21 protein-coding genes are annotated in these 23829 nt (G+C 63.8%); 8 read left to right on the top strand and 13 right to left on the bottom strand.

Translation table 11 applies throughout. The features are described 5' to 3' along the window. Window positions 1–28: 28 nt before the first annotated feature. Complete coding sequence (locus SO140_RS05840) at window positions 29–907, bottom strand: alpha/beta hydrolase family protein (RefSeq protein WP_449382239.1); 879 nt, start codon at window positions 905–907, stop codon at window positions 29–31. 347 nt (window positions 908–1254) lie between these two features. On the opposite strand from SO140_RS05840, the gene SO140_RS05835 reads away from it, so the two are divergent. Beyond that, complete coding sequence (locus SO140_RS05835) at window positions 1255–1668, top strand: hypothetical protein (RefSeq protein ID WP_449382240.1); 414 nt, start codon at window positions 1255–1257, stop codon at window positions 1666–1668. Between the two features lie 335 nt (window positions 1669–2003). Here SO140_RS05835 and SO140_RS05830 read toward each other — a convergent pair whose 3' ends face one another. The 5 genes from SO140_RS05830 to SO140_RS05810 form a co-directional block, all read right to left on the bottom strand. Then, on the bottom strand, window positions 2004–2981 hold the full coding sequence (locus SO140_RS05830) for an ABC transporter substrate-binding protein (RefSeq protein ID WP_449382241.1): 978 nt from the start codon (window positions 2979–2981) through the stop codon (window positions 2004–2006). Between the two features lie 258 nt (window positions 2982–3239). Further along, on the bottom strand, window positions 3240–4241 hold the full coding sequence (locus SO140_RS05825; protein ID WP_449382242.1) for an alpha/beta hydrolase family protein: 1002 nt from the start codon (window positions 4239–4241) through the stop codon (window positions 3240–3242). Window positions 4242–4340: 99 nt separating this feature from the next. Continuing rightward, complete coding sequence (locus SO140_RS05820; protein WP_449382243.1) at window positions 4341–5903, bottom strand: efflux transporter outer membrane subunit; 1563 nt, start codon at window positions 5901–5903, stop codon at window positions 4341–4343. A gap of 10 nt (window positions 5904–5913) precedes the next feature. Then, window positions 5914–9165 carry an efflux RND transporter permease subunit gene (locus tag SO140_RS05815; RefSeq protein WP_449382244.1) on the bottom strand — a complete coding sequence of 1084 codons (3252 nt, stop codon included), beginning with the start codon at window positions 9163–9165 and terminating at the stop codon, window positions 5914–5916. 45 nt (window positions 9166–9210) lie between these two features. Further along, window positions 9211–10413: an efflux RND transporter periplasmic adaptor subunit gene (locus tag SO140_RS05810; RefSeq protein ID WP_449382245.1), complete on the bottom strand. Its 1203-nt coding sequence runs from the start codon at window positions 10411–10413 to the stop codon at window positions 9211–9213. Window positions 10414–10418: 5 nt separating this feature from the next. Here SO140_RS05810 and SO140_RS05805 point away from each other — a divergent pair, with 5 nt between their 5' ends. The 3 genes from SO140_RS05805 to SO140_RS05795 all read left to right on the top strand — a co-directional run bounded on the left by SO140_RS05805 (window position 10419) and on the right by SO140_RS05795 (window position 12727). Beyond that, a complete protein-coding gene (locus SO140_RS05805; protein WP_449382246.1) occupies window positions 10419–10604 on the top strand; it encodes a hypothetical protein in 186 nt (61 codons plus the stop codon). A gap of 61 nt (window positions 10605–10665) precedes the next feature. Beyond that, complete coding sequence (locus SO140_RS05800) at window positions 10666–11340, top strand: response regulator transcription factor (RefSeq protein WP_449382247.1); 675 nt, start codon at window positions 10666–10668, stop codon at window positions 11338–11340. A 1-nt stretch (window position 11341) separates the two neighbouring features. Then, entirely contained in the window at window positions 11342–12727 is a 1386-nt protein-coding gene (locus tag SO140_RS05795) for a sensor histidine kinase (RefSeq protein ID WP_449382248.1), read from the top strand. A gap of 112 nt (window positions 12728–12839) precedes the next feature. Here the strand turns inward: SO140_RS05795 and SO140_RS05790 are convergent, their stop codons facing one another. From SO140_RS05790 to gph, 5 genes are all read right to left on the bottom strand, one after another. Continuing rightward, window positions 12840–14444: a TRAP transporter large permease gene (locus tag SO140_RS05790; protein ID WP_449382249.1), complete on the bottom strand. Its 1605-nt coding sequence runs from the start codon at window positions 14442–14444 to the stop codon at window positions 12840–12842. Beyond that, window positions 14441–14980 (bottom strand): TRAP transporter small permease subunit, encoded by a 540-nt coding sequence (locus tag SO140_RS05785; RefSeq protein ID WP_027523609.1) that lies wholly within the window; start codon window positions 14978–14980, stop codon window positions 14441–14443. Before SO140_RS05785 ends, SO140_RS05790 begins: the two co-directional genes overlap by 4 nt. Before the next feature lie 301 nt (window positions 14981–15281). Beyond that, window positions 15282–16316, bottom strand: coding sequence for a GTP 3',8-cyclase MoaA (gene moaA, locus SO140_RS05780; protein WP_474797049.1), 1035 nt, complete (start codon window positions 16314–16316; stop codon window positions 15282–15284). A 108-nt stretch (window positions 16317–16424) separates the two neighbouring features. Continuing rightward, window positions 16425–16919 (bottom strand): hypothetical protein, encoded by a 495-nt coding sequence (locus SO140_RS05775; protein ID WP_449378906.1) that lies wholly within the window; start codon window positions 16917–16919, stop codon window positions 16425–16427. Window positions 16920–17047: 128 nt separating this feature from the next. After that, window positions 17048–17743, bottom strand: coding sequence for a phosphoglycolate phosphatase (gene gph / locus SO140_RS05770; protein ID WP_449378905.1), 696 nt, complete (start codon window positions 17741–17743; stop codon window positions 17048–17050). A 192-nt stretch (window positions 17744–17935) separates the two neighbouring features. Between gph and rpiA the strand changes: the two genes are divergently transcribed. Genes rpiA through gor form a run of 3 tightly spaced genes read left to right on the top strand, consistent with a single transcriptional unit; the run spans window position 17936 to window position 20622 of the window. Next, window positions 17936–18649 (top strand): ribose-5-phosphate isomerase RpiA, encoded by a 714-nt coding sequence (rpiA, locus tag SO140_RS05765; RefSeq protein ID WP_449378899.1) that lies wholly within the window; start codon window positions 17936–17938, stop codon window positions 18647–18649. A 2-nt stretch (window positions 18650–18651) separates the two neighbouring features. Beyond that, window positions 18652–19200 (top strand): DUF2059 domain-containing protein, encoded by a 549-nt coding sequence (locus SO140_RS05760; RefSeq protein ID WP_449378898.1) that lies wholly within the window; start codon window positions 18652–18654, stop codon window positions 19198–19200. Between the two features lie 33 nt (window positions 19201–19233). Further along, a complete protein-coding gene (gene gor / locus SO140_RS05755) occupies window positions 19234–20622 on the top strand; it encodes a glutathione-disulfide reductase (RefSeq protein WP_498540085.1) in 1389 nt (462 codons plus the stop codon). A gap of 70 nt (window positions 20623–20692) precedes the next feature. On the opposite strand, the gene SO140_RS05750 is transcribed toward gor, so the two are convergent. Then, the gene (locus tag SO140_RS05750) at window positions 20693–21634 is read right to left on the bottom strand and encodes a LysR substrate-binding domain-containing protein (protein ID WP_449378896.1); all 942 of its coding nucleotides are present in this window, start codon (window positions 21632–21634) and stop codon (window positions 20693–20695) included. A gap of 124 nt (window positions 21635–21758) precedes the next feature. Between SO140_RS05750 and SO140_RS05745 the strand changes: the two genes are divergently transcribed. Then, window positions 21759–22313 (top strand): hypothetical protein, encoded by a 555-nt coding sequence (locus tag SO140_RS05745; RefSeq protein WP_449378895.1) that lies wholly within the window; start codon window positions 21759–21761, stop codon window positions 22311–22313. A gap of 44 nt (window positions 22314–22357) precedes the next feature. On the opposite strand, the gene SO140_RS05740 is transcribed toward SO140_RS05745, so the two are convergent. Further along, window positions 22358–23809, bottom strand: coding sequence for an aldehyde dehydrogenase (locus tag SO140_RS05740; RefSeq protein ID WP_449378894.1), 1452 nt, complete (start codon window positions 23807–23809; stop codon window positions 22358–22360). Between the last annotated feature and the right edge of the window lie 20 nt (window positions 23810–23829).

Below are 23829 nucleotides of genomic sequence, written 5' to 3'. Positions count from 1 at the left end.
CCATCCAGAGCGGATCTGGGCGGACCGATCAGTTCGAGATGCGATCTGACTGCTGTGGCATGTCGCGCAATTTTTCGAGGATCGAAACGGTTGTCGCTCCGTTCGCGCACATTCCAGTCGCGGTTTCTCCGAAGTCAACGAGGCTATGATACTTTGGCTTGGGAGCTTTCTGTAGCGGTACCATCCAGGCATCGAGGCCCCGCCGCTTCAACTCATCGAAATAGAGCTCCTGCGTAGAGAACGGAATATTGGTGTCGCGCGGGTCGGCAAGCAGGAATATCCGTGGCCCGGGGTGGTTTGGTATTTGACGTATCGAGTCGTAGGGATCAAAGAACACTTCTGTCTTCAGACGACGCACAAAGCCTCTTTTCTCCAGTCTTGCGCGATAGGCGGCCGCAGGAGAGGACAGGATCGCACATTGAATATCGTTGCGCCGGGCGAGGAATTCAGCGGCGAGCGTTCCGCCACCACTGTGTCCACCGAGCACCCATCGATCGATGTGGTAACGAGCCTTCAACGCATCAATCTGAGCTTCCATCAGTCTCGCTTCTAGAGGCGTGTGCCTGACGTCATAGTGTTTGCCGGCGCTGCCATAGGTGCCAGGTCGCGCGAGGAAAATATAAGGTATGGCGTATCGGTTGGATAAGGTCATGGACTGTTCAACCATCGATGCGACCCCCAATCCTTGCTGATGGGCGACACCTCGCGGGCCTCCCATCACATCCCCGGGCATCCAGGCAGCAACAAGCGAATTCTGCCCATTGAGTGCGAGGCCGGCGGCATAGTACCTGAGGCAGTAACTCCGATTCTCAACGCGAACCCAAACCGCGGTCTGGCGGTGCTCCATTTCTTCGCAGGCTGGCCGAGTAATCTGCATCCCGTTGATGACCGTGACCGCATCGAACATTCCGTCGTCCGGTAGAGACTGAGCCAAGATCGTACCCGGAGCCATCAGCAAGATTGCGATGACCAACGAGGAAATGAGAGTTACAGTTCTGGCTGTTCTCAATATTCACTCCAGTGGTCGACGAGTCGTTTGCGCACGGCGAATAACGAGTCCTGATCAGGTGGTCCAGCAAGATCGGGAGATGGCTGATGCGTCGCGGTAGGCGGTTAGCAAATCACGTCTGCTCTGCACTTCGAAAGAGGCGTAATCGCGGCCCGCAAAATCGGAGCGACGAGCTTGCACCGGAGGTTGTATCGGCGAAGATTTTGTTGAAGAGTGCCAGTTGGCGAATATTGGGGATCCCTTCAATGACTAAGCCTACGATCATCGGCGCGCTTTTCCTGCTGGTTGTTTCGACGGCAGCCAGCGCCGAATGCTCGCCTCAGACATTGCAGGGCCAGTACATATTTTCAGCGAGAGGCTTTATCGAGCCGCTTGCGCCTAATGTGCAGCGAGTCCATTCCGGACTGCTTGTGTTCGATGGTGTTGCCAAGCTTTCCGGTGCCGAGACCTCCAGCCGCGGGGGAAAGATTGCCAGAGAACAGAGGCTGAAGGGTACCTACACTTTGAACGGAGATTGCGCCGGAAGAATCACGATAGACTCGCTGGCTCTACCCAATCTGCAAACTCATTGGGACGTTTTTGTCACCGCCGACGGCAAGAAGGCAAGTATGATCCGCACCGATCCCGGATCGATGTCAGTCCGCAGCCTTGAAAGGTAGTTCTGGGCGCTGCCGCAGTTTGCCTTGCCGTTTGATCTGGTGGCGACTGACCATCATCGCATAATCTGAAATTGGCGAGCCCCGGCGCCGACGACCGTGCGACAGTGGACACCACTTGGGGCCGAGTTGGGTCACCGGCCGACCTGCCAGCTATGGGTTTCGCTTTCGCTCTACCCATCCTACGTGCCACGAGCTTATGTTTTAGCCAGCTCCGTCAGCTTCGCGCCGGTCAGGCGGAAGAATCGCTTCTTTTGCGGTTCGCAGGTTGATCACAAGCTCGAATTGCGTCGGCTGCTCTTCTTCAGCCGACGTCATTGTTCAATTCGGCATGCCGGTTACTCGATAACCTCGTCGGTCCGGAGGAGCATGGATGTCGGCATGGTCAGATTCAGAGCCTTTGCCGTCTTCAAATTCACGACCAGATCAAATCGGGTCGGGCGCTCCGCCGGTAGGTCGGCAGGCTTTGCTCCTTGCAAGATCTTTCCGGCCATCGACGCGGTCTGGCGATAAATGCCCTCCAAATTCGGCCCGTAGGACATCAGCCCGCCGGCACGGGCAAAATTTGCAAACGGCGAAACCGCCGGCAGCCGATATTTGAGAGACAGTTCGGCCATCTGTTTGGAATTGATAGACACAATCGGGGACGACAAAATCAGAAGTCCATCCGGGCGGCGTGCGCTGGCGGCCGCGAAAGCTCCCTCGAGATCGGCAAACGATTTGATTTCAATCGTCTCGGTCCTGACGCCAGCAGACTGGGCGGCATTGGCAACTGCCGTTGGTTGCACGATAGATGTAGCCGGGTCCCAGAGATCAACAACGGTTGCGCAGCCGGGAATAGCTTCCTTGAGGAGTTCAAGCCATTTGCTGCTGAACTCGGGGAAGTCGGCGAAAACGCCGGTGATATTACCGCCGGGATGGGCATAGCTGCCGAGCCAATCGGCTTCGACAGGATCGCCGTCCAAAGCGAATGTCACGATGGGAATCGTGCGGGTCAGGGCATGAGCCGCTCTCATGTTTGAGGGGCCAGTGGTAATCAGAACGTCGATCCCCTCAGAAATCAACTCCTTGAGCAGCGGCACGATGCTCGCTTCATCTGCGCCGCTGGCCCGCGTGACAAGAACGATCTGGTCCGGCTCATGAAAGCCCTCGCTGCCCAATCCCTCCAACAGCCAGACACGGCGCGACTTCAACAGATCCTCGGGACCAGGAAACAGAAAGCCAACTTTGCGAACGGGGCTTCGCGCCTCCGCAGCGACGAAGGCTGGAGATACCAGCGCACCGACGGTTCCAAAAACGAAGTCGCGCCGTCTCATGAGTCACCCCATCAAGAGCACTCGTCCGCCGAAGTTCGACTGCGTCACCGCAACTCGAGACGATGAGGCATTGATGCCAGCCGCTGACACATGAACTCAGGATGCCGCATATTCGTGTCAGTGTCAGCTGCCGCGAGGCGATCAAGCCGTGAGGTCGGGCAGGCCAGATCGCGACGGCCGTTCACTTGCAATGCTTACATGAAGCTTACAGATGTCGAAGAGGCGGATGGGGTTCGTTGCTGGCCGAGACCCGCCCCCTCAAGGCTGATCAGTCCTTGCCAGATGCTTTCGGAAGAAGGCCAGTATGGCGGCGTTGAACTCCGCATGAAAGGCGACCCGGTCGAACGCGGGTCTGTCGGTACATATGCTGGGCAGTCTCTTCGCCAGATCCGGCGTGCAGGGCGGAAGGAATGCAAAATGACCGGCGCCCGGCACCAGGTGGTAATCGGGTTTGATCGGCAGGTCGCGATCAATCGCTGAAACATAGTCCGGCGTGACTTCGCCGCCGGTTTTGTCTTCTCCACTCAGCTCCGACGCCCAAAGTTGGGTCGGGATTTTCACGTTCTTCAAGCCGTCCGGGTCGAACAATGGACCGAAAGCCGGATCGGCAATGACAAGGGCCTTGAGGCGCTGGTCATGCACGAATGCTTGTGTCGGGATCTCATTTCGTCGCAGGTCTGTGCAGCTGGGTTTCGCAGAACCGTCCGGGCAGAACGCGACAGCCCTTCGGAGATCGGGATTGCCGCCCGCGACAATCAGGCCTGTGTAGCCGCCCCTCGAAAAACCAAAGAAACCTATATTTTGGGGATCGAGTTTCGAATGATCAGACCATGTCGCGAGCATGTAATCGATCAATCTCTTGATGTCGGCCGGACGTTCAGCGTACGCGGCGAGCGTGTCCGCACGGCTCATATCGCCGCCCCCTGCGTCGACCGGATGATTGAGCGCGACAACGACGAACCCGCCATCCGCGAGGACCTCGGCCGTGTCATGGTGACCGACGAACGATCCTCCGTAGCCATGCGAGATCACGATCAATGGCAATTTTTCACCGGACACGACGCAGTTCTCTGTCGCGAGCAGAACAGTCGTGCGAATTTTCATCTCGCCTGGCTGTTCCGGGCAAGGAGACCACACGGCAGCTCGGAGCATTGGCAAGCCGGTCTCGGCCGGCACCGTGATCAGACGAAAGCCGGCCGCGTGGACGAGCGTCGCCACCAAGCAGAAGGCGGATGCGAGCGTGAACCTGAAGACGTGCATGCATGCTCCCATCACGAAATCTCGGTCTTGCCAAAGCCTACTTCGTGGAACCGATCACTGCGCCACCCGCGTATCCAGCACCGGGTCTTTGCCACTGTATCAGTGAGACGATAATTTGGCCTCGCTGACCTTCATGGCAGGGGCAGGCTGGTCTGCAAACACACATTCGCGCCAGACGGCTGTTGTGCATTGCGCCGGCCAGCCGCCGCCGAGCGCCATGAACAGCGCCGCGGTGTCCGAGAGCCGCGTCGCCTCGGCCTGCACGCGGGTGATCGCGGCGTTGAAATAGGCCTGCTGCGCGTTCAGCACCGTGACCTGGGTGATCTGGCCGAGCACGAGCTGCTTCTGCACGATATCGAGGCTCGCTTTCGCCGCGGTCTCGGCCTTGATCGCGGCCTGCACGGCGCGCGCGTCCGCTTGCAGGGAACGCAGCGCGTCGGCGACGTTCTGCATCGCCGTGATGACGGCCTGGCGGTAGAGCGCCTCGGCCTGGTCGAGCGCGGCCTCGGCGGCCTTCTGCTTGTGATAGAGGGTGAGGCCATCAAACAGCGGCTGCGTCGCGCTCGCGGCCACCGTATAGAACAGCGTGCCCTGCGTGAACAATTCGGCCGGCTTGAAGGCGCTGGTGCTTGGATTGCCCGTCAGCATGAGGTTCGGCAACCGCGCGGCGATCGCGACGCCGATTTGAGCGCTCGCTGAATGCATGTTCGCTTCGGCTGCGCGCACGTCGGGGCGCTGGGCGACCAGCGTGCTCGGCAGGCTTACCGGCAGGTTGGCGGGCAAAGCGAGGTGCTGGAGGTCGAATTTTTGCAGCACCTCGTCGGCGGAGAACTGTCCCGCGAGTGCGGTGAGGAGATCGCGTTGCACCGCGAGCTGCTTTTGCAGCGGCGGCAGAGTCTGCTCGGCCTGGGCGAGGGCGGTCTCTTGCGTGAGCACGTCGACCTGCGCGGCCTGACCCGCCTCGAACTGGGTCTTGAGAATGCCGAGGATGTCGCGTTCGATCTTGACGATGCGCTCGGTCGCGGCGATCTGGCCGCGCAGCGAGGCCTCTTGAATGGCCGCCGTGACGACATTGGCGGTCAGCGCCAGATAGGCTGCCTCGAGCTGGAACTGGGCCTGCTCGGTCTGGGCATCCAAGCTTTCGACGGCGCGGAAGTTCTGGCCCCAAATGTCGGGCACGAAGCTGATATTGAGCTGCACCGTGTGCAGCGTATAGCGCGACTGCGGCGCGTCCATCGGACTGGACTGCGTCGCGTTGGAGAATTGCTGGTCGGACGGCGTGGTGTTGACGCCGACCTGCGGGAAGAACAGGCCGCGTTGTGCGAGCGCGTTGAAATTGGCAACCTTAATCGCAGCTTCGGCCGATTGCAGCGAGGGATTGTGCTCGACCGAAAGGCGGATCAACTGGTTCAGCGGTTTCGAGCGAAACGCCGCCCACCAGCGCGTCGGGATGTCGGCGCCCTCGACGAATTGCTGCCGTGGCACGCGCGGACCATCGGTATCGGCGCGGGGCGAGGCGAGCGGCTCCGGGGTATAGCGGGAGACGTCGGGCGCCGGCGGCGGCTCGAAGTTGGGGCCGACGGCGCAGCTTGCGAGGGACAGGCTTGCTGCGCTGGCGAGCAGTGCGTTGCGTATTGTGCTCTTGATCATCACGCGGCGCATCGCAACCGTCCTAACGAACCGCTTCGGGAGGCGCGGTCGTCGCGCGGTTCTCGTGCGGAACGGCTCGTTCCCGCGACAGGAAGATCTTGCGTAGCGCCGGCGCGACCACGAGCAGAAGGAGCGGGCCGATGAACATGCCGCCGACCACGACGGTCGCAAGCGGCCGCTGCACCTGGCTGCCGATGCCGTGCGACAGCGCCGCCGGAAACAGTCCGACGCCGGCCGAGAGCGCGGTCATCAACATCGGCCGCATGCGCTGCTCCGCGCCGGAGAACACGGCCTCCGCGATGCTCATGCCGGAGGCGCGCAGCTCGCGGAAATAAGTGATGTTCAGGATGCCGTCCATCACGGCGACGCCGAACAGCGAGATGAACCCGATCGCGGCCGAGATGCTGAAATCGAGATTGGCGAGGTACAACGCAATCAGCCCGCCGCCGACGGCGAAAGGAATGCCGGCGAGCGCGAGCAGGCTGTCGCGTACCGAATTGAAGAGGCTATAGAGCAAGACGAAGATCAGGAGCAGGGTCACCGGCACAACGACCATGAGGCGCGCCTTCGCCGCCTCGAGGTTGTCGAACTCGCCGGACCAGATGATGCGATAGCCGGGCGGAAGCTGGACATCTTCCGCGACGCGCTGCTGCGCCTCGGCGACCGTGCCGCCGAGATCACGGCCGCGCACGCTGAATTTGATCGGGATGTAGCGCTGGCTGCGCTCGCGATAGATGAACAGCGCGCCGGTATCGAGGGTGATGTCGGCAAGCTCGCTCAGGGGGATGTAGGCATTGATGCCCGACGGCGTCGAATAGGCGACCTTGAGGTCGCGCACCGCGTCGATGCTCTCCCGGAATTTGTGATCGAGCCGGACCGCCACCGCGAAGGAACGATCGCCTTCCAGCACGTTCGTCGCGATGGTGCCGCCGAGCGCGGCCTGCACCACGGCAGTGATGTCGCCGGTGTTGAGTCCGTAGCGCGCGGCTTTCTCTCTGACGACCCTGATGTTGAGGTTGGGCTGGCCGACGAGGTGGAAGACGCCGAGATCGGCGACGCCGCGGACGTCCCGCATGACGTCCATGACCTTGGTGGCGGTCTGCTCCAGCACGTCCAGATTCGGGCCGATGATCTTGACCGAGTTGGCGCCCTTCACGCCGGACAGCGCTTCCTCGACGTTGTCCTGGATGTATTGGGAGAAGTTGAAGGTGACGCCGGGAAGCTCCTCGTCGAACTCCTTCTGGAGCTCCTCGGTAAGCTTCTCCTTGGTCAGGCCCTTCGGCCATTCGTCGAACGGCTTGATCGGTGCGAACAGCTCGACGTTGGAGAAGGGCGAGGCGTCGCTGCCGTTGTCAGGGCGGCCGTGCTGGGAGACGACCGTGATGATCTCGGGGTGCCGGAGCAGGATGTCGCGCATCTTGCGCGTCGCCTCGGTGCCGGCTTCGAGCGAGATCGTCGGCGGCATCGCGGCGCGGATCCAGAAATTGCCCTCTTCGAGCGCCGGCAGGAATTCGCTGCCGAGCCGGCTTGCCGCGAGCGTCGAGATGGCGAGGAAGATGACGCCCACCGTCACCGCCAGCTTCACCTGCGACAGCGCCCAGCGCAACACCGGCGTGTAGACCTTGCGCAAGCACCGCACGATGACCGTCTCGGTTTCCTCGATATGCTCGGGCAGCAGCAGCGCGGCGAGCACCGGTGTCACCGTGAAGGTGGCGAGCAGGGCGCCCGCGAGCGCGTAACCATAGGTACGAGCCATCGGACCGAAGATCTGGCCCTCGACGCCCTGCATGGTGAACAGCGGCACGAAGGCGGTCACGGTGATCGCGGCGGTGAAGAACACCGCCTTGTCGACCTGGAGCGCGCTGACGAAAATCATCCGTAGCCGCTCGGTCCAGCGGGCGCTGGAAGGCTGGCCATGGGTGGGCGCGGTCGGATCAGTGCCCCAAAAGCCTTCCGCGAGATTTCGCAGCACGCGCGCGCGGCTCTCAGGGCTCGATTGGAAATTGCGAAAAATATTCTCCATCATGATGACAGCGGAATCGACGATGATGCCGAAATCGACCGCGCCGAGCGACAGCAAATTGGCGTCCTCGCCTTGCAGCACCAGAATGATGATGGCGAAGAACAGCGCGAACGGAATGTTGGCCGAGACGATCAGCGCGCTGCGCAGATCGCCCAGAAACACCCATTGGATCACGAACACCAGGAGGCAGCCGAATACGAGGTTGTGCAGCACCGTGTGAGTCGTGACGCCGACGAGCGAGCTGCGGTCGTAATAGGACACGACCTTCACGCCTGCCGGCAAGGTGCCGTCGCTGTTGATCTTGGCGACCTCTTCCTCGACCTTCGGAAGGATGTCGTTGGTGTGCTGGGTGCGGCCCATGACGACGATGGCGGCGGCGACGTCATCGTCCTTGTCCTTGCCGGCGATGCCGAGCCGCGGCACGTATCCGACCGAGACTTTTGCGACGTCCTTGATCTGGAGCGGCAGACCACCCGACTGGCTGAGAACGATATTCTCGATGTCGCCGACCTTGTAGCCCTTGGTGATGTCGTCGGCGCCACCGGAGTCGATCAGGCCGATGCCGCGGATGTTGATCGACTGCTGGCCGATCGCGATCTCGCGCCCGCCAACATTGACGTTGGCATTGCCGAGCGCGGTGACGAGCTGCGGCACGGTGATGTTGTAGGCCTCGAGCTTGGCGAGGTCGGCGTCGACGTTGAACTGCTTGGTCGTGCCGCCCCAGGAATTGATCTGCACCACGCCCGGAATGGTCATCAGGCGACGGGTGACGACATAGTCCTGCAGCGTGCGCAGATTGGTCAGCCCGAAGTTCGGCGGGCCGACGAGCTGGTAACGATAGATCTCGCCGACCAGGCTCGACTGCTGGATCGTCGGCACCAGATTGCCGGGCAGGGTGATGTTCTGCTGGATGCTGTTGGCGGCCTGCGTCAGCGCGAAGTAATAGTCAACGCCGTAGCGGAAGGTGACACGAACGAAGGACAAGCCGTAGAACGAGGTCGAACGGATGCTGACGACGCCTGGCGTAGGGTACAGCCCGACCTCCATCGGGATGGTGTAGTACTTCTCCATCTCCTCGGCCGACAGCCCCGGCGCCTGCGCGGTGATCTCCAGGATCACGGGCGCCGGATTGGGATAGGCCTCGATGTTGAGCTTGCCGAAGGCCGCAAGCCCGGCGGCGCAGAACACGACGAGGCCGAGCACGACGATCGCGCTGCGGGTCAGGCCGAAATTGATGATGCTCTTGACCAAGATCTTGGACTTGGCGCCGCAGGGCGCGGTTGGCGGACAGGGGTTTCAGCCCGTGGTGGCGGTGGCGAGCTTGTTGGAGAGGAAGATGGCGCCGGTCGAGGCGACGAGCTCGCCCGGCTTCAGGCCGTCGAGGACCTGCCACCACCCATCCTGGGCAATGCCGACCTTCACGTTACGCCGCTCGAAGCGGTGCCGGTCGGTGGTGACCCAGACCGTCATGGTGCCGTCACCTTCGCGAACCACGGCGTCCAAGGGCACGCCAACCGAGAGTTTCGGGCCGTCGATCTCGATGGTGAAGCTCGCCAACATGCCGGCGCGCAGCTTGTGGGTGGGATCGTCGATCACCGAGCGGACGAGCTGCCTGTGCGTGTTCGGATCGATGTTGAGCCCCAGCGTGGTGACGTGGCCCCGAAACACCTCGTCCGGATAAGCGGGGACGCTGACGGTGACCGCCTGGCCGATCTGGTAGGCCGGCGCGTCGATCTCGATGACGTTGGCGACCATCCACATCGTCGAGAGGTCGGCCAAGGTGAAGGGCGCCGGCGCGTTGCCGGGTTGAACGTAAAGTCCCGGTGCCGCATTGCGGGCGACGACCTGGCCCGAGATCGGGCTCGGCACGATCAGGATGGAATCGACCTTGCGGTCGGCGACGATGCGATCGATCTCCTCATCGGTCTTGCCGAAGATGCGCACGGCATCGCGCGCGGCCTTGTAGTTGCCTTCCGCGGTCTGCTGATCGGAGGTCGCCTGGTCGACGTCCTTCTGTGCGCCGCCGCCGGTCTTCAGAAGCTGCTTGACGCGCGTCAGTGTGCGGGTCTGGAGCTCCAGCACGCCGGCGGCCGCGAGCAGGGTGGACTCGGCCTGAAGCAGGTCGGGGCTGTCGATGGTGAACAGCGTCCGTCCCTTGGCGACGGTCTCGCCGACGTTGAAAAATGTGTCGACGATCTTGCCTGCGTTGGGCGTGAACACCTGCACCAGCATGTTCTGGTTGAAGTCAATCGATCCGACAGCGTTCTTCATGACGCGGAAGGCGCGCGGCTCGGCGGGCAGAACTTTGAAGCCCTCAACTTGCTTGCCAGTGACGTTCACGGCTTGTTGAGCGATATCGACGTCGCTGTCGGTGGCCGGCTGGTCTGCCTTGGCCGGGCGCACCTCGTTGGTTCGCGTCAACAACCAGGCGCCGACAGCGAGCACGGCCGCCGCAGCAATGCTCGCTGCAAAGCCCGCATGCTTGATGCGAAATGCCATAGCCCATGCTCACCTTGGTTGTTTCGGACGCGTTTGCTCACAACCGGACCATCGCCGTGCAGCGGAGGCGCGGCGACGCAAACGTCGTGGCAAAAGGCGGAACTCTGGTATCAGGCTTGCCTGACGCCCACCTTACGCGCCGCAGCATGCCGGAAGCGCCAGCTTTTTTGCTGGCCGAAGCCAACGAATGATGGGAGACATCGGTCATGGAGCGCAGGCTATTCGGGCCTGTTGCAATTGCGGATTGGACGAATGCGTCTTCTGATCGTCGAGGACAATGTCGAGCTGTCGCGACTGGTCGCGAACGGCCTGATCGCGGCGGGCTATCAGAGCGACATCGTCAGCAGCGCGGCCGAGGCGCGCGAGGCGGTACGCAATGTCAGCTATGCCGCGATGATCCTCGATCTCGGTCTGCCCGATGGCGATGGTCTTGCGGTGCTGCGAGAGCTGCGCCGCCACATGGACCCGCTGCCGGTGCTGGTGCTGACCGCGCGCGGCGGCTTGCAGGATCGTGTCAGCGGCCTGCGCAGCGGCGCCGACGATTATCTCGCAAAGCCGTTCGCGCTGGAGGAGCTGGTGGCGCGGCTGGAGGCGATCCTGCGCCGCCCCGGCCAGTTGCTCGGCCGTTCGCTGCGGCTAGCCAATCTCGTCTACGACACCGAGAGCCGGCAGATATTCGTCGACGACCAGCCGCGGATCATCTCCTCGCGCGAGACATCGGTGCTGGAGATCCTGCTGCGGCGGCAGGGGCGGGTGGTGCCGAAGAAGAACGTCGAGGACCACATTTTCGGGCTCGAGGGCGAGGTCGCCTCCAACGCCGTGGAAGTCTACGTCTCGCGGCTGCGCAAGCAGCTCGCCGAGCACGGCGCCAAGGTCGTGATCCATACCATCCGGGGTGTCGGCTACCTGATGGCCGAGGAGAAGTAGCGTGCTGCGCCTGAGGTCGCCGACATTCAAATCGCTGATCTGGCGCGTCGTCTTCCTGCACATCGTCGCGGTCGCCGTGGTGGCGATCTTCCTGCCGCTGGTCTTGTTCTGGCTGTTGAACTCGGAGATCGGCGAGCTGCATCGCGCGGCCATGCGCGCGCAGGCCGAGGTGCTGGCCGAACGTATTGCCGTGCAGCCGGACGGCAGGATCACGTTCAACCTGCCTGACAGCCTCCGCGGCCTCTATTCGGAGGCCTATGGCCGCTATCAATACGACATCAGCGATGCCGACGGCAGGGTGCTGTTCTCCTCGCACAAGAAGACCGGAGCGGCAGCCTCGGAGACCATTTCCGGCGCGGGCGTCACGCGCACCGTCGACGACAAGACCGTGCGCATCCAGGTCGCCGAGGATCTCGCCCATCGCGACGTCATCATCGACGACATCGTCGCCAACTTCTTCCGGCGCGTCGGCTGGATCACGATTCCGATCCTCCTGGTTCTGCTTGCCACCGACATCATCATCTTCCGCCGCGCCATCTCGCCGCTGCTGAAGGCCTCGGAGGAGGCGACCAATATCAGTCCGGCGCGCACCGATATCCGTCTGCCGACGGAGCAGATCCCACGCGAGATCATGCCGCTGGTTACCGCCGTCAACCAGGCGCTCGACCGGCTCGAGGATGGCTTTCGCGTGCAGCGGCAGTTCACCGCGGACGCCGCGCATCAGCTGCGCACCCCGCTCGCGATCCTGCGCACGCGGATCGAGACATTGGGCGATGGCGCGGCCAAGGAGTCGCTGCACGCCGACATCGAGGGCATGAGCCGGATCGTTGCGCAGCTGCTGGAGATCGCCGAGCTCGATACGCTGGTGCTCGATCCCGGCGAGACCGCAGACCTGCGTGCCGTCTGCGCCGAGGTGATCGGCTCGATCGCGCCGCTCGCGCTCGCCCAGCACAAGGATATCGCGCTAAGGGGCACCGATGCGCCGGTCCTGATCCACGGCAATTCCGAGATGCTGCAGCGGGCGATCTTCAATCTCGCGGAAAACGCCATCAAGTTCACCGCGAAGGAGACCGCCGTTGACGTCGAGGTCAGCGGCGATGGCGTGGTGCGGGTGCGCGACTGCGGTCCGGGCATCGCGGAAGCCGAGCGCGAGCTGATCTTTCAGCGCTTCTGGCGCGCCGACCGCCAGCGCAGCGACGGTGCGGGCCTCGGGCTGTCGATCGTGCGCGGCGTCGCGGAGGATCACGCGGCCAGCATCGCCGTCGAAAATCTCCCCGGCGGCGGCGCGCAGTTCACGCTGTGCTTCAAGCTGGCGGAAAAGATGTCTGCTGCAGCCTCTCCCCTTGCGGGAGCGGGTGGATCGCATCGTCAGATGCGAGCCGGATGAGGGGTTCTCTCCGCGAGATCAACTCCTGTATGGAGCGCGGAGAGAACCCGTCATCCGGCGCTTTCGCGCGCCACCTTCTTCCGCAAGGGAAGAAGGAAAAAGCGCGCGCGGCCTACTTCTGCGGCGGGCCGAGGTCGAGCGGGGGCAAGTCGATCTGTGGCACCTCGATCTTCACCTTGTCGAGATCGACAGTGACCGGCTTGTCGAGCAGGCCCGTCACCACGGACGGGAAGACGATCACGAGCAGCACCATGATCATCTGCAATCCGATCCAGGGCACCGCGCCCCAATAGATGTCCGAGCTCTTCACCGAGCGCGGCGCGACGCCACGCAGGTAGAACAGCGCGAAGCCGAACGGCGGATGCAGGAACGAGGTCTGCATGTTCACGCAGAGCATGACGCCGAACCAGATCAGCGCGGCGTCGGGGCCGACCACCGGCGCCAGCATCTTCTGCGCGATCGGCGCGATCATCGGCAGGATGATGAATGCGATCTCGAAGAAGTCGAGGAAGAACGCGACGAAGAAGATGAAGAGGTTGATGAAGATCAGGAAGCCCCAGACGCCGCCGGGCAGGGACGTGAGCAGGTGCTCGAGCCAGACGCCGCCGTTGCAGCCCAGGAACACGATCGAGAAGCACGTCGAGCCGATCAGGATGAAGGTGACCATGCAGGTGATGCGCATGGTCGTCTCGTAGCCCTGCTTGATCAGATCGCGCAGGTCCGGAATGCGGGCCGCCTCGATGCAGATCCAGGCAACCGCGAGGTAGGTGATCGCATAGGCGATCTTGAAGACGATGTTCTCGCTGAACAGCATCGCGACGATCGTGCCGATGCCGGCGGTGATGACGCCGATGATCAGGATCTTGCGTCCCGTGGAGGAAAAGTCCTTGTGGTGGATGGCGGCGAGGACGATGGCGCCGACCGCGCCCATCGCGCCGGCTTCGGTCGGGGTCGCAAGTCCCAGCATCATGGTGCCGAGCACGACGAAGATCAGGACCGCGGACGGAATGATGCCGAGCAGGCACTTCTTCCACAGCGCCCAACCGGCCAGCGTGCGCGCCTCTTTCGGCACTGCAGGCACGTGGTGGGGCTTGATGATGCCGAGCACGAAAGTGTAGCCGGCAAACAGCACGATCTGGAAGATCGAAGGACCCCAGGCGCCGAGATACATGTCGCCGACGGACTTGCCGAGCTGGTCGGCGAGCACGATCAGCACCAGGGAGGGCGGCACGAGCTGCGTGATGGTGCCGGAGGCCGCCAGCACGCCCGTGATGTAGCGGATGTTGTAGCCGTAGCGAATCATCACCGGCATCGAGATCAGCGCCATGGCGATGACCTGCGCCGCCACCGTGCCGGTGATGGCGCCCAGGATGAAGCCGACGATGATCACGGAGTAGCCGAGGCCGCCGCGGATCGGGCCGAAGAGCTGGCCCATGGAATCCAGCATGTCCTCGGCTAGCCCGCACCGCTCCAGCACCGCGCCCATGAAGGTGAAGAACGGGATCGCGAGCAACAGCTCGTTGGCGAGCACGCTGCCGAACACGCGGCCCGGAATCGCCTGAAGGAAGTTCAGGTCGAAGAAGCCGAGATGGATCGCGAGGAAGCCGAAGGAGAGGCCGAGCGCCGCCAGCGTGAACGCGACGGGGTAGCCGATCAGCATCGCCACCACCAGGCCGCCGAACATCATCGGCGGCATCATCTCCAGCGTAATGGTCATTGGGTCGGTCTCTCGTACTTGGCGTCGATCGTCACATAGCCCTGGAGAGCCGCGATACGCTTGATGACTTCGGATACACCCTGCAGCGCCAGCATCACGAAACCTGCGGGGATCACGAACTTGATCGGCCAGCGGATCAGGCCGCCGGCATTGCCGGACATCTCGCCGACGTCATAGGCCTGCATGAAGAACGGCCAGGAGAGTTTTGCGAGCAGGAGGCAGGAGGGGATCAGGAAGAAGAGCGTGCCGATCAGATCGAGCCAGAGCTGGCCGCGCTCGGACAGCATCAGATAGAAGATCTCGACGCGGACGTGCTCGTTGCGCTTGAAGGTATAGGACGCGCCGAACATCACGAGCACGGCGAACATGTACCATTGCAATTCCAGCCAGCCGTTCGACGAGTAGCTGAAGGCGTAGCGGATCATGGCATTGGCAGCGCTGACGAGGCACGCCAGCAGCACCAGCAGGTTACAGATGTTGCCGATCTTTTCATTGAGGAGGTCGATGGCGTTGCTCACCGCCAACAATGGACGCATCTTACTTTTCTCCGCCGCGGCCTTTATTATTCATTGGGGGGTGCATGTGCATGCATTGCTCGGCCGGCGCGCGAAATACACGCGACCTTGACGGCTCGTCATCCGGAGCGATTGCAGCGACAGTCCTCCCTCGTGCCTCGCCATCTTGATCGCGCTCGCCTTCTAGGCAGCGCGCCGGCTTATGCTGCCGGACAGCCAAGGCGCAGGCACCATTTCAGCGGGCTCGCGCGCCGTCAATCGGAAAATGGGCAAATTGACGCTTGCTCAGGGGGTTAGGTTATCGGCGGCCCCCGTAATTCTCCTAGCCGCCAGTAACGCTCATGTGCCGGCTGACGCTCGGGCGGTTGTGCCGGCGGTCGATGATGAAATCGTGCCCTTTGGGTTTGAGGCCAATCGCACGGTCGATCGCGGCCGCAAGCAGCGCATCCTCAGTGGACTCTCGCAGAGGCTTGCGCAAGTCGGAGGCATCCTCGTGACCGAGGCAGGTGTGCAGGGTACCAGTGCAGGTGATGCGCACCCGGTTGCAGGATTCGCAGAAGTTGTGGGTCATCGGCGTGATGAAGCCGAGCTTGCCGCCGGTCTCCGCGACGCTGACATAGCGCGCCGGACCGCCCGTCGTCTCACTCAAGTCCGTCAGCGTGAATTGCTGGGCGAGCCGCGCGCGCACCAGCGACAGCGGCAGATACTGGTCGATGCGGCCCGAGCCGATCTCTCCCATCGGCATCACCTCGATCAGCGTGAGGCCCATGCCCTTGCCGTGCGCCCACTGCATCAGCGAGGGGAGCTCGTCCTCGTTGAGATTCTTCAGCGCCACCGCGTTGATCTTGACCGCGAGCCCGGCCGCGCGTGCCGCCTCGATGCCCTCCAGGACCTTGTCGATCTCGCCCCAGCGGGTGATCTCGCGAAACTTCTGCGGATCGAGCGTGTCGAGTGAGACGTTGATGCGGCGGACACCGCAATCGGCGAGTTCCCGCGCATGCTTGGCCAGCTGCGTTCCGTTGGTGGTCAGCGTCAACTCGCCGAGCGCGCCGCTTTGCAAATGGCGTGACAGCGAGCGCACCAGCGACATCACGTTGCGGCGGACCAGGGGCTCTCCGCCGGTCAGCCGCAGCTTTTTCACGCCCTTGGCGATGAAGGCCGAGCAGAGCCGGTCGAGTTCCTCCAGTGTCAAGAGGTCTGCCTTGGGCAGGAACGTCATGTCTTCCGACATGCAGTAGAAGCAGCGCAGGTCGCAGCGATCGGTGACGGAGACCCGCAAATAGGTGATGGTCCGGCCGAACGGGTCGGTCATCGGGCTCGACAGCGGGGACAGGCGACTCACAGCGGGTCCGTTCATTCAACAAGCCTTGTCACGATCGCGATCACCGCGCCTTGCGCAGTGACAATCATACTGGAGGCAATCTAAGCATCCCCGCCATTGCCGACAATCGTGCGCTGCACCGTATTAGCGCGTTGGTGCGGGGGCCGTGGGCGGCGGCGCGGCGGGAGGCGGCGCCGAGTTCGGATCGGGGAACGGAGAGTCTGCCGCGGCCGGCGTTGCTGCCTTCGGCGCCTTCGGCTTCTTTGGCCGATGCGGCTTCTTCACCGGTTTTGGCGGCACGGCCGGTTGCAACTCGACGAATACCGGGTTGGGATCGGTCGTCACCGATGCGGGTGTGGAGAAATCGCCGGGCGTCTTGGTGACGTTCACCGGCACCGAGGCCGGGAGGTAGTTGATTAGCGTGTAGCTGACGGTGAAGGGAGCATCCGGCGCTGGAACCGAGACCGCGCAAGGGGTCTTGCAGCCCGGGCCGAGCGAGGTGACGGCCTCGGCGCCCGGTGGACTTGATTCCAGCCGGACCTGGACGGCCGGGGGCGTCGACTTGAACATGTCCCACGAGGCCGAGGAGCAGCCCGCCAAGCTCGCCCCCGCAAACGCAATCGCGATCACACGACGCATGACCATCACATCTCACTGCGACGAACCGCCACAATCCCAGGCGGACCTTAGGTGCGTCGGTTTACCCACGCAACGCGCCGAGGGCGCGTAGTTAGTAGATGGTTAATGCGGCGGGTTTCGTAGCGATATCAGGCGCTTGCCTCGATTTTCAGGCACCCCATCAGACTCGTCGCCGCTGCCGGCAGGTCGCGCATATGGTGGATCAGGCGGTCTGGCTTGAGTTCCTCGATCGGCACGTCGGTATAGCCGAAGCTTACGCCGATGACGGGAACCCCGGCGCGCCGCGCGACCCCCACGTCGGTTCCGGCATCCCCGACCATGATGCTGGCGGCGAGCTGTCCGCCGGAGCGGGCAACGGTCTCGCGCAGGATGGTCGGGTCGGGCTTCTGTACCCCAAAGGTGTCGGCGCCGCAGATGGCGGCAAAGCGCTGGCTCAGGCCCAGCGCGTCGAGCAGCCGCCTGGAGAGCCATTCAAGCTTGTTGGTGCAGACCGCGAGCCTGTGGCCACGCTCCGCGAGGTGATCGAGGGCGGCCTCCAGCCCCTCGAACGGGCGCGATTCATCGGCGATATGGTCGGCGTAATAGGCGATGAAATCCGCCGTCAATCGGTTGATGTCCGCGACGCCGACGATCCGGCCTTCGGCCTCCAGGCCCCGCTCGATCAGCTTGCGCGCGCCGGCGCCGATCATGTTGCGGGCCGATTGCATCGGCACCGGCGGCAGGCCCTCGCGCTCGAGCACGTGGTTCAGCGCGCTGATCAGGTCGGGCGCCGTGTCCACTAGCGTGCCGTCGAGATCGAAGACGATGGTGTGAGCGGTCATGATCATGCGCTACCGGCAAGGTGAAGCTTCTGCAAGCGGAGCCGCCATAAGATCAGCTTATAACTTCCTTCCGCAGGCCTGTTCTCCGGGCCAAAACGGGGCTAGATAGGCCGCCGAATGCGACTTATTTCGGCGGTCTCCCAAATGAGATCTCAAGTGAGGCATTCAAGACACACACAAAGGGCAGGCCCGAACGTGGACATGGACCAGTTGAAGCGACAGGCGGCTGCACGCGCCCTCGAGGAGGTGCGCGACGGCATGCAGCTCGGTCTCGGCACCGGATCGACGGCCAAGCATTTCGTCGAGCTGCTCGGCGAGCGCGTGCGCGCCGGCCTCAAGGTGATTGGCGTGCCGACTTCGGAAGCCACGCGCGCCGACGCGGTCCGTTGCGGCGTGCCGCTGACCACGCTGGACGAGATCGACCATCTCGACATCACCGTCGACGGTGCTGACGAAGTGGATCCCGAGCTCAACCTGATCAAGGGCGGCGGTGGCGCGCTGCTCCGCGAAAAGATCGTCGCCGCCGCCTCAGACCGCATGATCGTGATCGCCGACGACAGCAAATGGGTCCCGACGCTCGGCCGTTTCCCACTACCGGTGGAGGTCATTCCGTTCGGGCTCGGCGCGACACGGCGGGCGATCGAGAAGGCGTTTGCGCAATCCGGCGTTTCCGGGCAAATGGCGCTCCGCAAGGCCAAGGACGGCCACGTTTTCGTCACCGATGGTGGCCACTGGATCCTCGATGCCCATCTTGGACGGATCGAGGATCCGGCACGGCTCGCGGTCGCGCTGAGCGCGATCCCCGGCGTGGTGGAGCATGGACTGTTCATCGGCTTGGCCGGCTCTGCCGTTCTGGCGGGCGGCGAGGGAATCCGCGTGATTGAACGGCGAAAGCCGAAAGGAGACTAGGAATGAAGAGCGTTTTGAAGATGCTGCCCGTGGCCGGACTCGCCTTGGGACTGGCAGGCTTGGGACTGGCGGGCTTGGGACTCGCTTTTGGCGTCGTCCCGGCGGCGGCACAGCAGGCGGCAGCGCCCAAGGCCTCGCCCGCGGCGATCGCGGCCGCCAAGGAAATCCTGACCATGAAGAACGCGAACGCGCTGTATGCCAACGCCGTTCCCGGCATGGTGGAGAAGGTCAAGGGCGCGCTGATCGGGCAGAACCTCAACTACCAGAAGGACCTCAACGAGCTGGCGCCGATCGTGGTGCAGCAGCTCACGGGCCGCGAGAAGGAGATCGGCGAAGGCATGGCGCAGGCCTATGCTGCTCAGTTCACCGAGCAGGAGCTCAAGGATCTCGTGACGTTCTACAAGTCTCCGCTGGGGCAGAAGCTGATTACTGCCGAGCCGCGCGCGATCGAACAGGGCATGGCCTTCACGAATTCGTGGGCGCAGAATTTCTCCGAGGTCGTCGCGGGCGCGTTCCGCGCCGAGATGAAGAAGCGCGGCAAGGACATCTGACGAGGACGAGAGGCAAGGAGGTCGGAGTGGACAATGGCTGAATTCGACGTCGACCTCTTTGTCATCGGTGGTGGTTCGGGCGGCGTGCGCGCCGCTCGCATCGCGGCCGGTCACGGGGCACGCGTGATGATCGCGGAAGAGTACCGCATGGGCGGTACCTGCGTGATCCGCGGCTGTGTGCCGAAAAAGCTGTTCGTGATCGGATCGCATGTCCGCCACGAGATCGAGGATGCCGCGGGCTTTGGCTGGACGATCCCGTCCGCAAGCTTCGACTGGCCGACGCTGATTGCCAACAAGGACAAGGAGATCGCGCGGCTCGAGGCGGCCTACACCACGAATGTCGAGAAGTCGGGCGCGCGCATCGTCAAGAGCCGCGCGGTGATCGAGGATGCCCACACCATCCGCCTGCTCGAGAACGACAAGACGATCACGGCAAGATACATCCTGATTGCCACCGGCGGCGCGCCCAACCATGGCGCGGCGATCCCCGGCATCGAGCATGTCATCTCCTCCAACGAGGCGTTTCATCTCAAGAAGCTGCCGAAGCGGATCGTGATCCAGGGCGGCGGCTATATCGCGCTGGAATTCGCCGGCATTTTCGCCGGCTACGGCTCAGACGTCACCGTGATCTATCGCGGCGACAACATCTTGCGCGGTTTCGACGACGACGTCCGCGCCCATGTCCGCAGCGAGATGGAGAAGCAGGGCATCACCATCCTCACCGGCTGCACGGTGAGCAAGGTCGATCGTCACGGTGACGAGTTCACCACCCATCTGTCGAACGGCTCGAGCGTTGCCTCCGACCAGGTGATGTTTGCGATCGGCCGCCATCCCGCCGTCGCCAATCTGGGCCTCGAGAAGGCTGGCGTTGCCATCAATCCGAAGAACGGCGGTATCGCGGTCGACGGTTTCTCGAAGAGCTCGGTCGACAGCATCTACGCCATCGGAGACGTCACCCATCGCCACAATTTGACGCCGGTCGCGATCCGCGAGGGCCACGCCTTTGCCGACACCGTGTTCGGCAAGCGCGAGGTGCGGGTCGACCACGCCAACATCCCGACCGCCGTGTTCTCGCAGCCGGAGGTCGGCACTGTCGGCCTCACCGAGACCGAAGCGCGCGCGCAATTCAGCCACGTCGACATCTACAAGGCGACATTCCGCCCGATCAAGGCTACGATGTCCGGCCGCGACACCCGCGTGCTGATGAAGCTCATCGTCGACGGCAGCTCCGACCGCGTGCTCGGCTGCCACATCGTCGGCGATGCCGCGGCTGAGATCATCCAGGCGGTCGCGATCGCCGTGAAGATGAAGGCGACCAAGGCCGATTTCGACGCGACCATCGCGCTGCACCCGACAGCGGCCGAAGAGCTCGTCACCATGCGCACGCCAACCGCGCGCCACGTGCGGCAAGCGGCAGAGTAATTCGAGGGCAGCGGACTCTTTATCCTCTCCTCATCCAGAGGGTCTTTCGGCGCAAATGGGCCGTGTGCGGTTACGCGCCGACCTTGCCGTGATCGGCATTCTCCTGCCGTTCGCGATCGCCGAGTTCGCGCACCAGTTCCTGGAGAAGCGACTCCGTATAGGCGGGCAGCACCCGTTCGGCGCGGACATAGACGCCGAGGTCGGACCACACCGGACTGCCGGCGTTGTCCAGCGGCAGGAATTTGAGCTGTCCGCTCTTCGCGAGGCGACCGACGCCGATCTGGGTCTGGATCGCAACGCCGACGCCGCGTGCCGCCAATTCGCGCATCAGGTCGATCGAATTGGCCTGCACGGCGGGCTCGGGCGTCTCGGCAAGCTGCGCGATGAGCGGTTGCAACAGGTGATAGATCGACAGCTCCGGAAGCGCGTGGATGATCGGAAAGGCGAGGCATTGCGCCAACGTCACGGTCCGGCGCCGCGCCAGTGGATGATCAGCCGCGACGATCGCCCCTAGCCGGAAGCGCTTCAGCGCGACCTGGCGCAGATCCTGGGGATGACGCAGCGCCATGGCGATGCCGATGTCGGCTTCGCCGCGGCTCAGTGCGTCCAGCACGTCGGCTGATCCCATCACCTGCGTGGTGAAGGTAACGCGGCGGGCGCGGCTGCGATGCGAGGCGATCAGGTCGGGCAGAAGCGATTCCGCGAGCGACTCGATGCAGGCGATGCTCACCGAGCCACGCCAGGTGCCGGACAGCGATTGGACGTCGGAGCGGAAGCGGTCGTGGTCCTGGAGCACGGTCATGACGTGCCGCGCCAGCATCTCGCCGACCGTGGTCAGCGTCAGGCCGCGCGCCGTCCGCTCGAACAGGGGCGCGCCGATCTCCTCTTCAAGCTTGAGGACCTGTCGGCTGACCGCCGACGAGGCGACGTTGAGGGTCCGCGCGGCAGCCCGGATCGAGCCGGTCCGGCGCACGGCGTGAAAGTAATAGAGGGCGGGGGCATGAAATCGCATCGCTCGACTATAGCCGTTGCCGATTCGGCAGCAAGGCGTACGAAATTCTCTTCTTTTCGAGAGCAGCCCTTAGGCCTAGTTTCCGCCGCGGCCGCCAGGGGCGGGCGAAGAGGGGGACTGGGCGGTGGACGGGAAGAGCGCGTGCGCGCTGGAGGCGGCGGAGCCGCATGGTTTGATCGATCGGCGCCGCGCGGCTGCCTATGTCGGCGTCACCGCCGGCCGTTTCGAACAACTGGTGCGCGACAATGTCGTGCCGCCGCCGGTCATGGTGGATAGGAGCCGCCGGTGGCCGATCGCGGCGCTCGATCTCGTCAAGCAATCGGTCGGCACAGGGGCAATGGAGCCAGCGGAAGCGGTCCCGGAGACTGAGCCCTGCGACGAGATGGTCGAGCCGTCGCGCGTGTTGCCCGATGAGACTTGGCTCCAGCAGAAGGCGAGGCTGGTACAGCGCGTCCGCAGGTCGCTGTTGTCGGGCAACGAGATCCGCGCGCTACGCGAGTTCAGGGCGCAGCGGCAGAGCGAGATCAGCATGCATGGCTATTATGGAAGCTTCGAAGCGTTGATGGTGCGCGGCTACGTCGTCGAACTCGCGCGCAAGCCGCCGTCGAGCCGTCCGCTGGTGACCTACCGCCTGACCGAGCTCGGCGAACAGGTGCTCGCCGCGCTCAGGGACGAGTAGCTTGCGGCGCGCCATTGGCGTTTGGCGCGCCGGCTCGGCCGATCTCAGAACGGATAATGCCGCGGCCCGGTCTGCACCGTGATCCAGCGCAACTCCGTGAACTCGTCGATCGCGGCCTTGCCGCCGAAACGGCCATAGCCCGAGGCCTTGGTGCCGCCGAACGGCATCTGCGGCTCGTCGTGCACGGTCGGTGCATTGACGTGGCAGATGCCGGCCTCGATGCGCTTGGCAACGTCGAGCGCGCGTGCGATGTCGCGGCCGAATACCGCGGAGGACAACCCATACTCCGTGTCGTTGGCGATGCGCACGGCCTCGTCGATGCCGCTGACCCGGACGACCGTGACGACGGGGCCGAAGCTTTCCTCGCCATAGATGCGCATCGCCGGCGTGACGTGATCCACGATCGTCGCGGGCATGATGGCGCCGTTGCCGCGGCCGCCCGCCGCGATCGCAGCGCCCTTGGCGAGGGCATCGTCGATCAGGCCGCCGACGCGGTCGCAGGCGGCTTGGCTCACCAGTGAGCCCAGAACGACATTGCCCTTGCGCGGATCGCCGTAGGGCAGGCCCTTCGCCTTCGCTGCAAATTTGGCGACGAAGGCGTCGGCCACCTTGTCGTCGACGACGATGCGTTCGGTCGACATGCAGATCTGGCCCTGGTTCATGAATGCCCCGAACGCAGCTGCGTTTACCGCCGCATCAAGGTCGGCATCGTCGAGGATGACGAGCGGGGCCTTGCCGCCGAGCTCGAGCAGCACGCGCTTCAGATGCTTGGCGCAGGCGAGCGCGATCAGACGGCCGACCCGGGTCGAACCGGTGAAGTTCACGCGCCGCACCGCCGGGTGCGCAATCAGGGCTTCGACCACGGCCTGCGCGTCCTCCGGCGCATTGGTCACCACGTTGACGACGCCATCGCCGAGGCCCGCCTCGGCCAGACAGCTTCCGATCAGCCGGTGCACGCCGGGGCTCATTTCCGAGGCCTTCATCACCACGGAGTTGCCGCAGGCGAGCGGCATGGCAACCGAGCGGACGCCGAGAATCACGGGTGCGTTCCACGGTGCGATCCCGAGCACGACGCCGACCGGTTGCCGATGGGCCATCGCCAGATTGTCGGGCTTGTCTGTCGGGATGATCTCGCCGGAGATCTGCGTCGTCATCGCGGCGGCTTCGCGCAGCATGCCCTCCGCCAGATGCACGTTGAAGCCGGCCCAGCCTGCGGTGGCGCCGGTCTCGGCGACCATCAGCGCGGTGAACTCGGGGGCACGTCGCGCGAGGATGTCGGCCGCGGCGCTAAGGCGCTTGCGGCGTTCGGAGGGCCCGAGCTGCGACCACGCGGGGAACGCGGCTGCAGCCGCATCGGCGGCGCGCATCGCATCGTCGACCGAGGCCGCCGCCACGATGGTTGCGATCTCGCCGCTGATCGGATTGAGACGTTGGAATGTCCGCTGGTCGCTGGCCGACTGATCTTTGCCGCCGATGAGAAGGTCGATTGCGTTCATGGGGCTCTCCATGGGTTGCT

Source organism: Bradyrhizobium sp. UFLA05-108, assembly GCF_059803455.1.
Note: the sequence above shows the minus strand (reverse complement) of the source record. Positions and strands in the feature narration are given on the sequence as shown.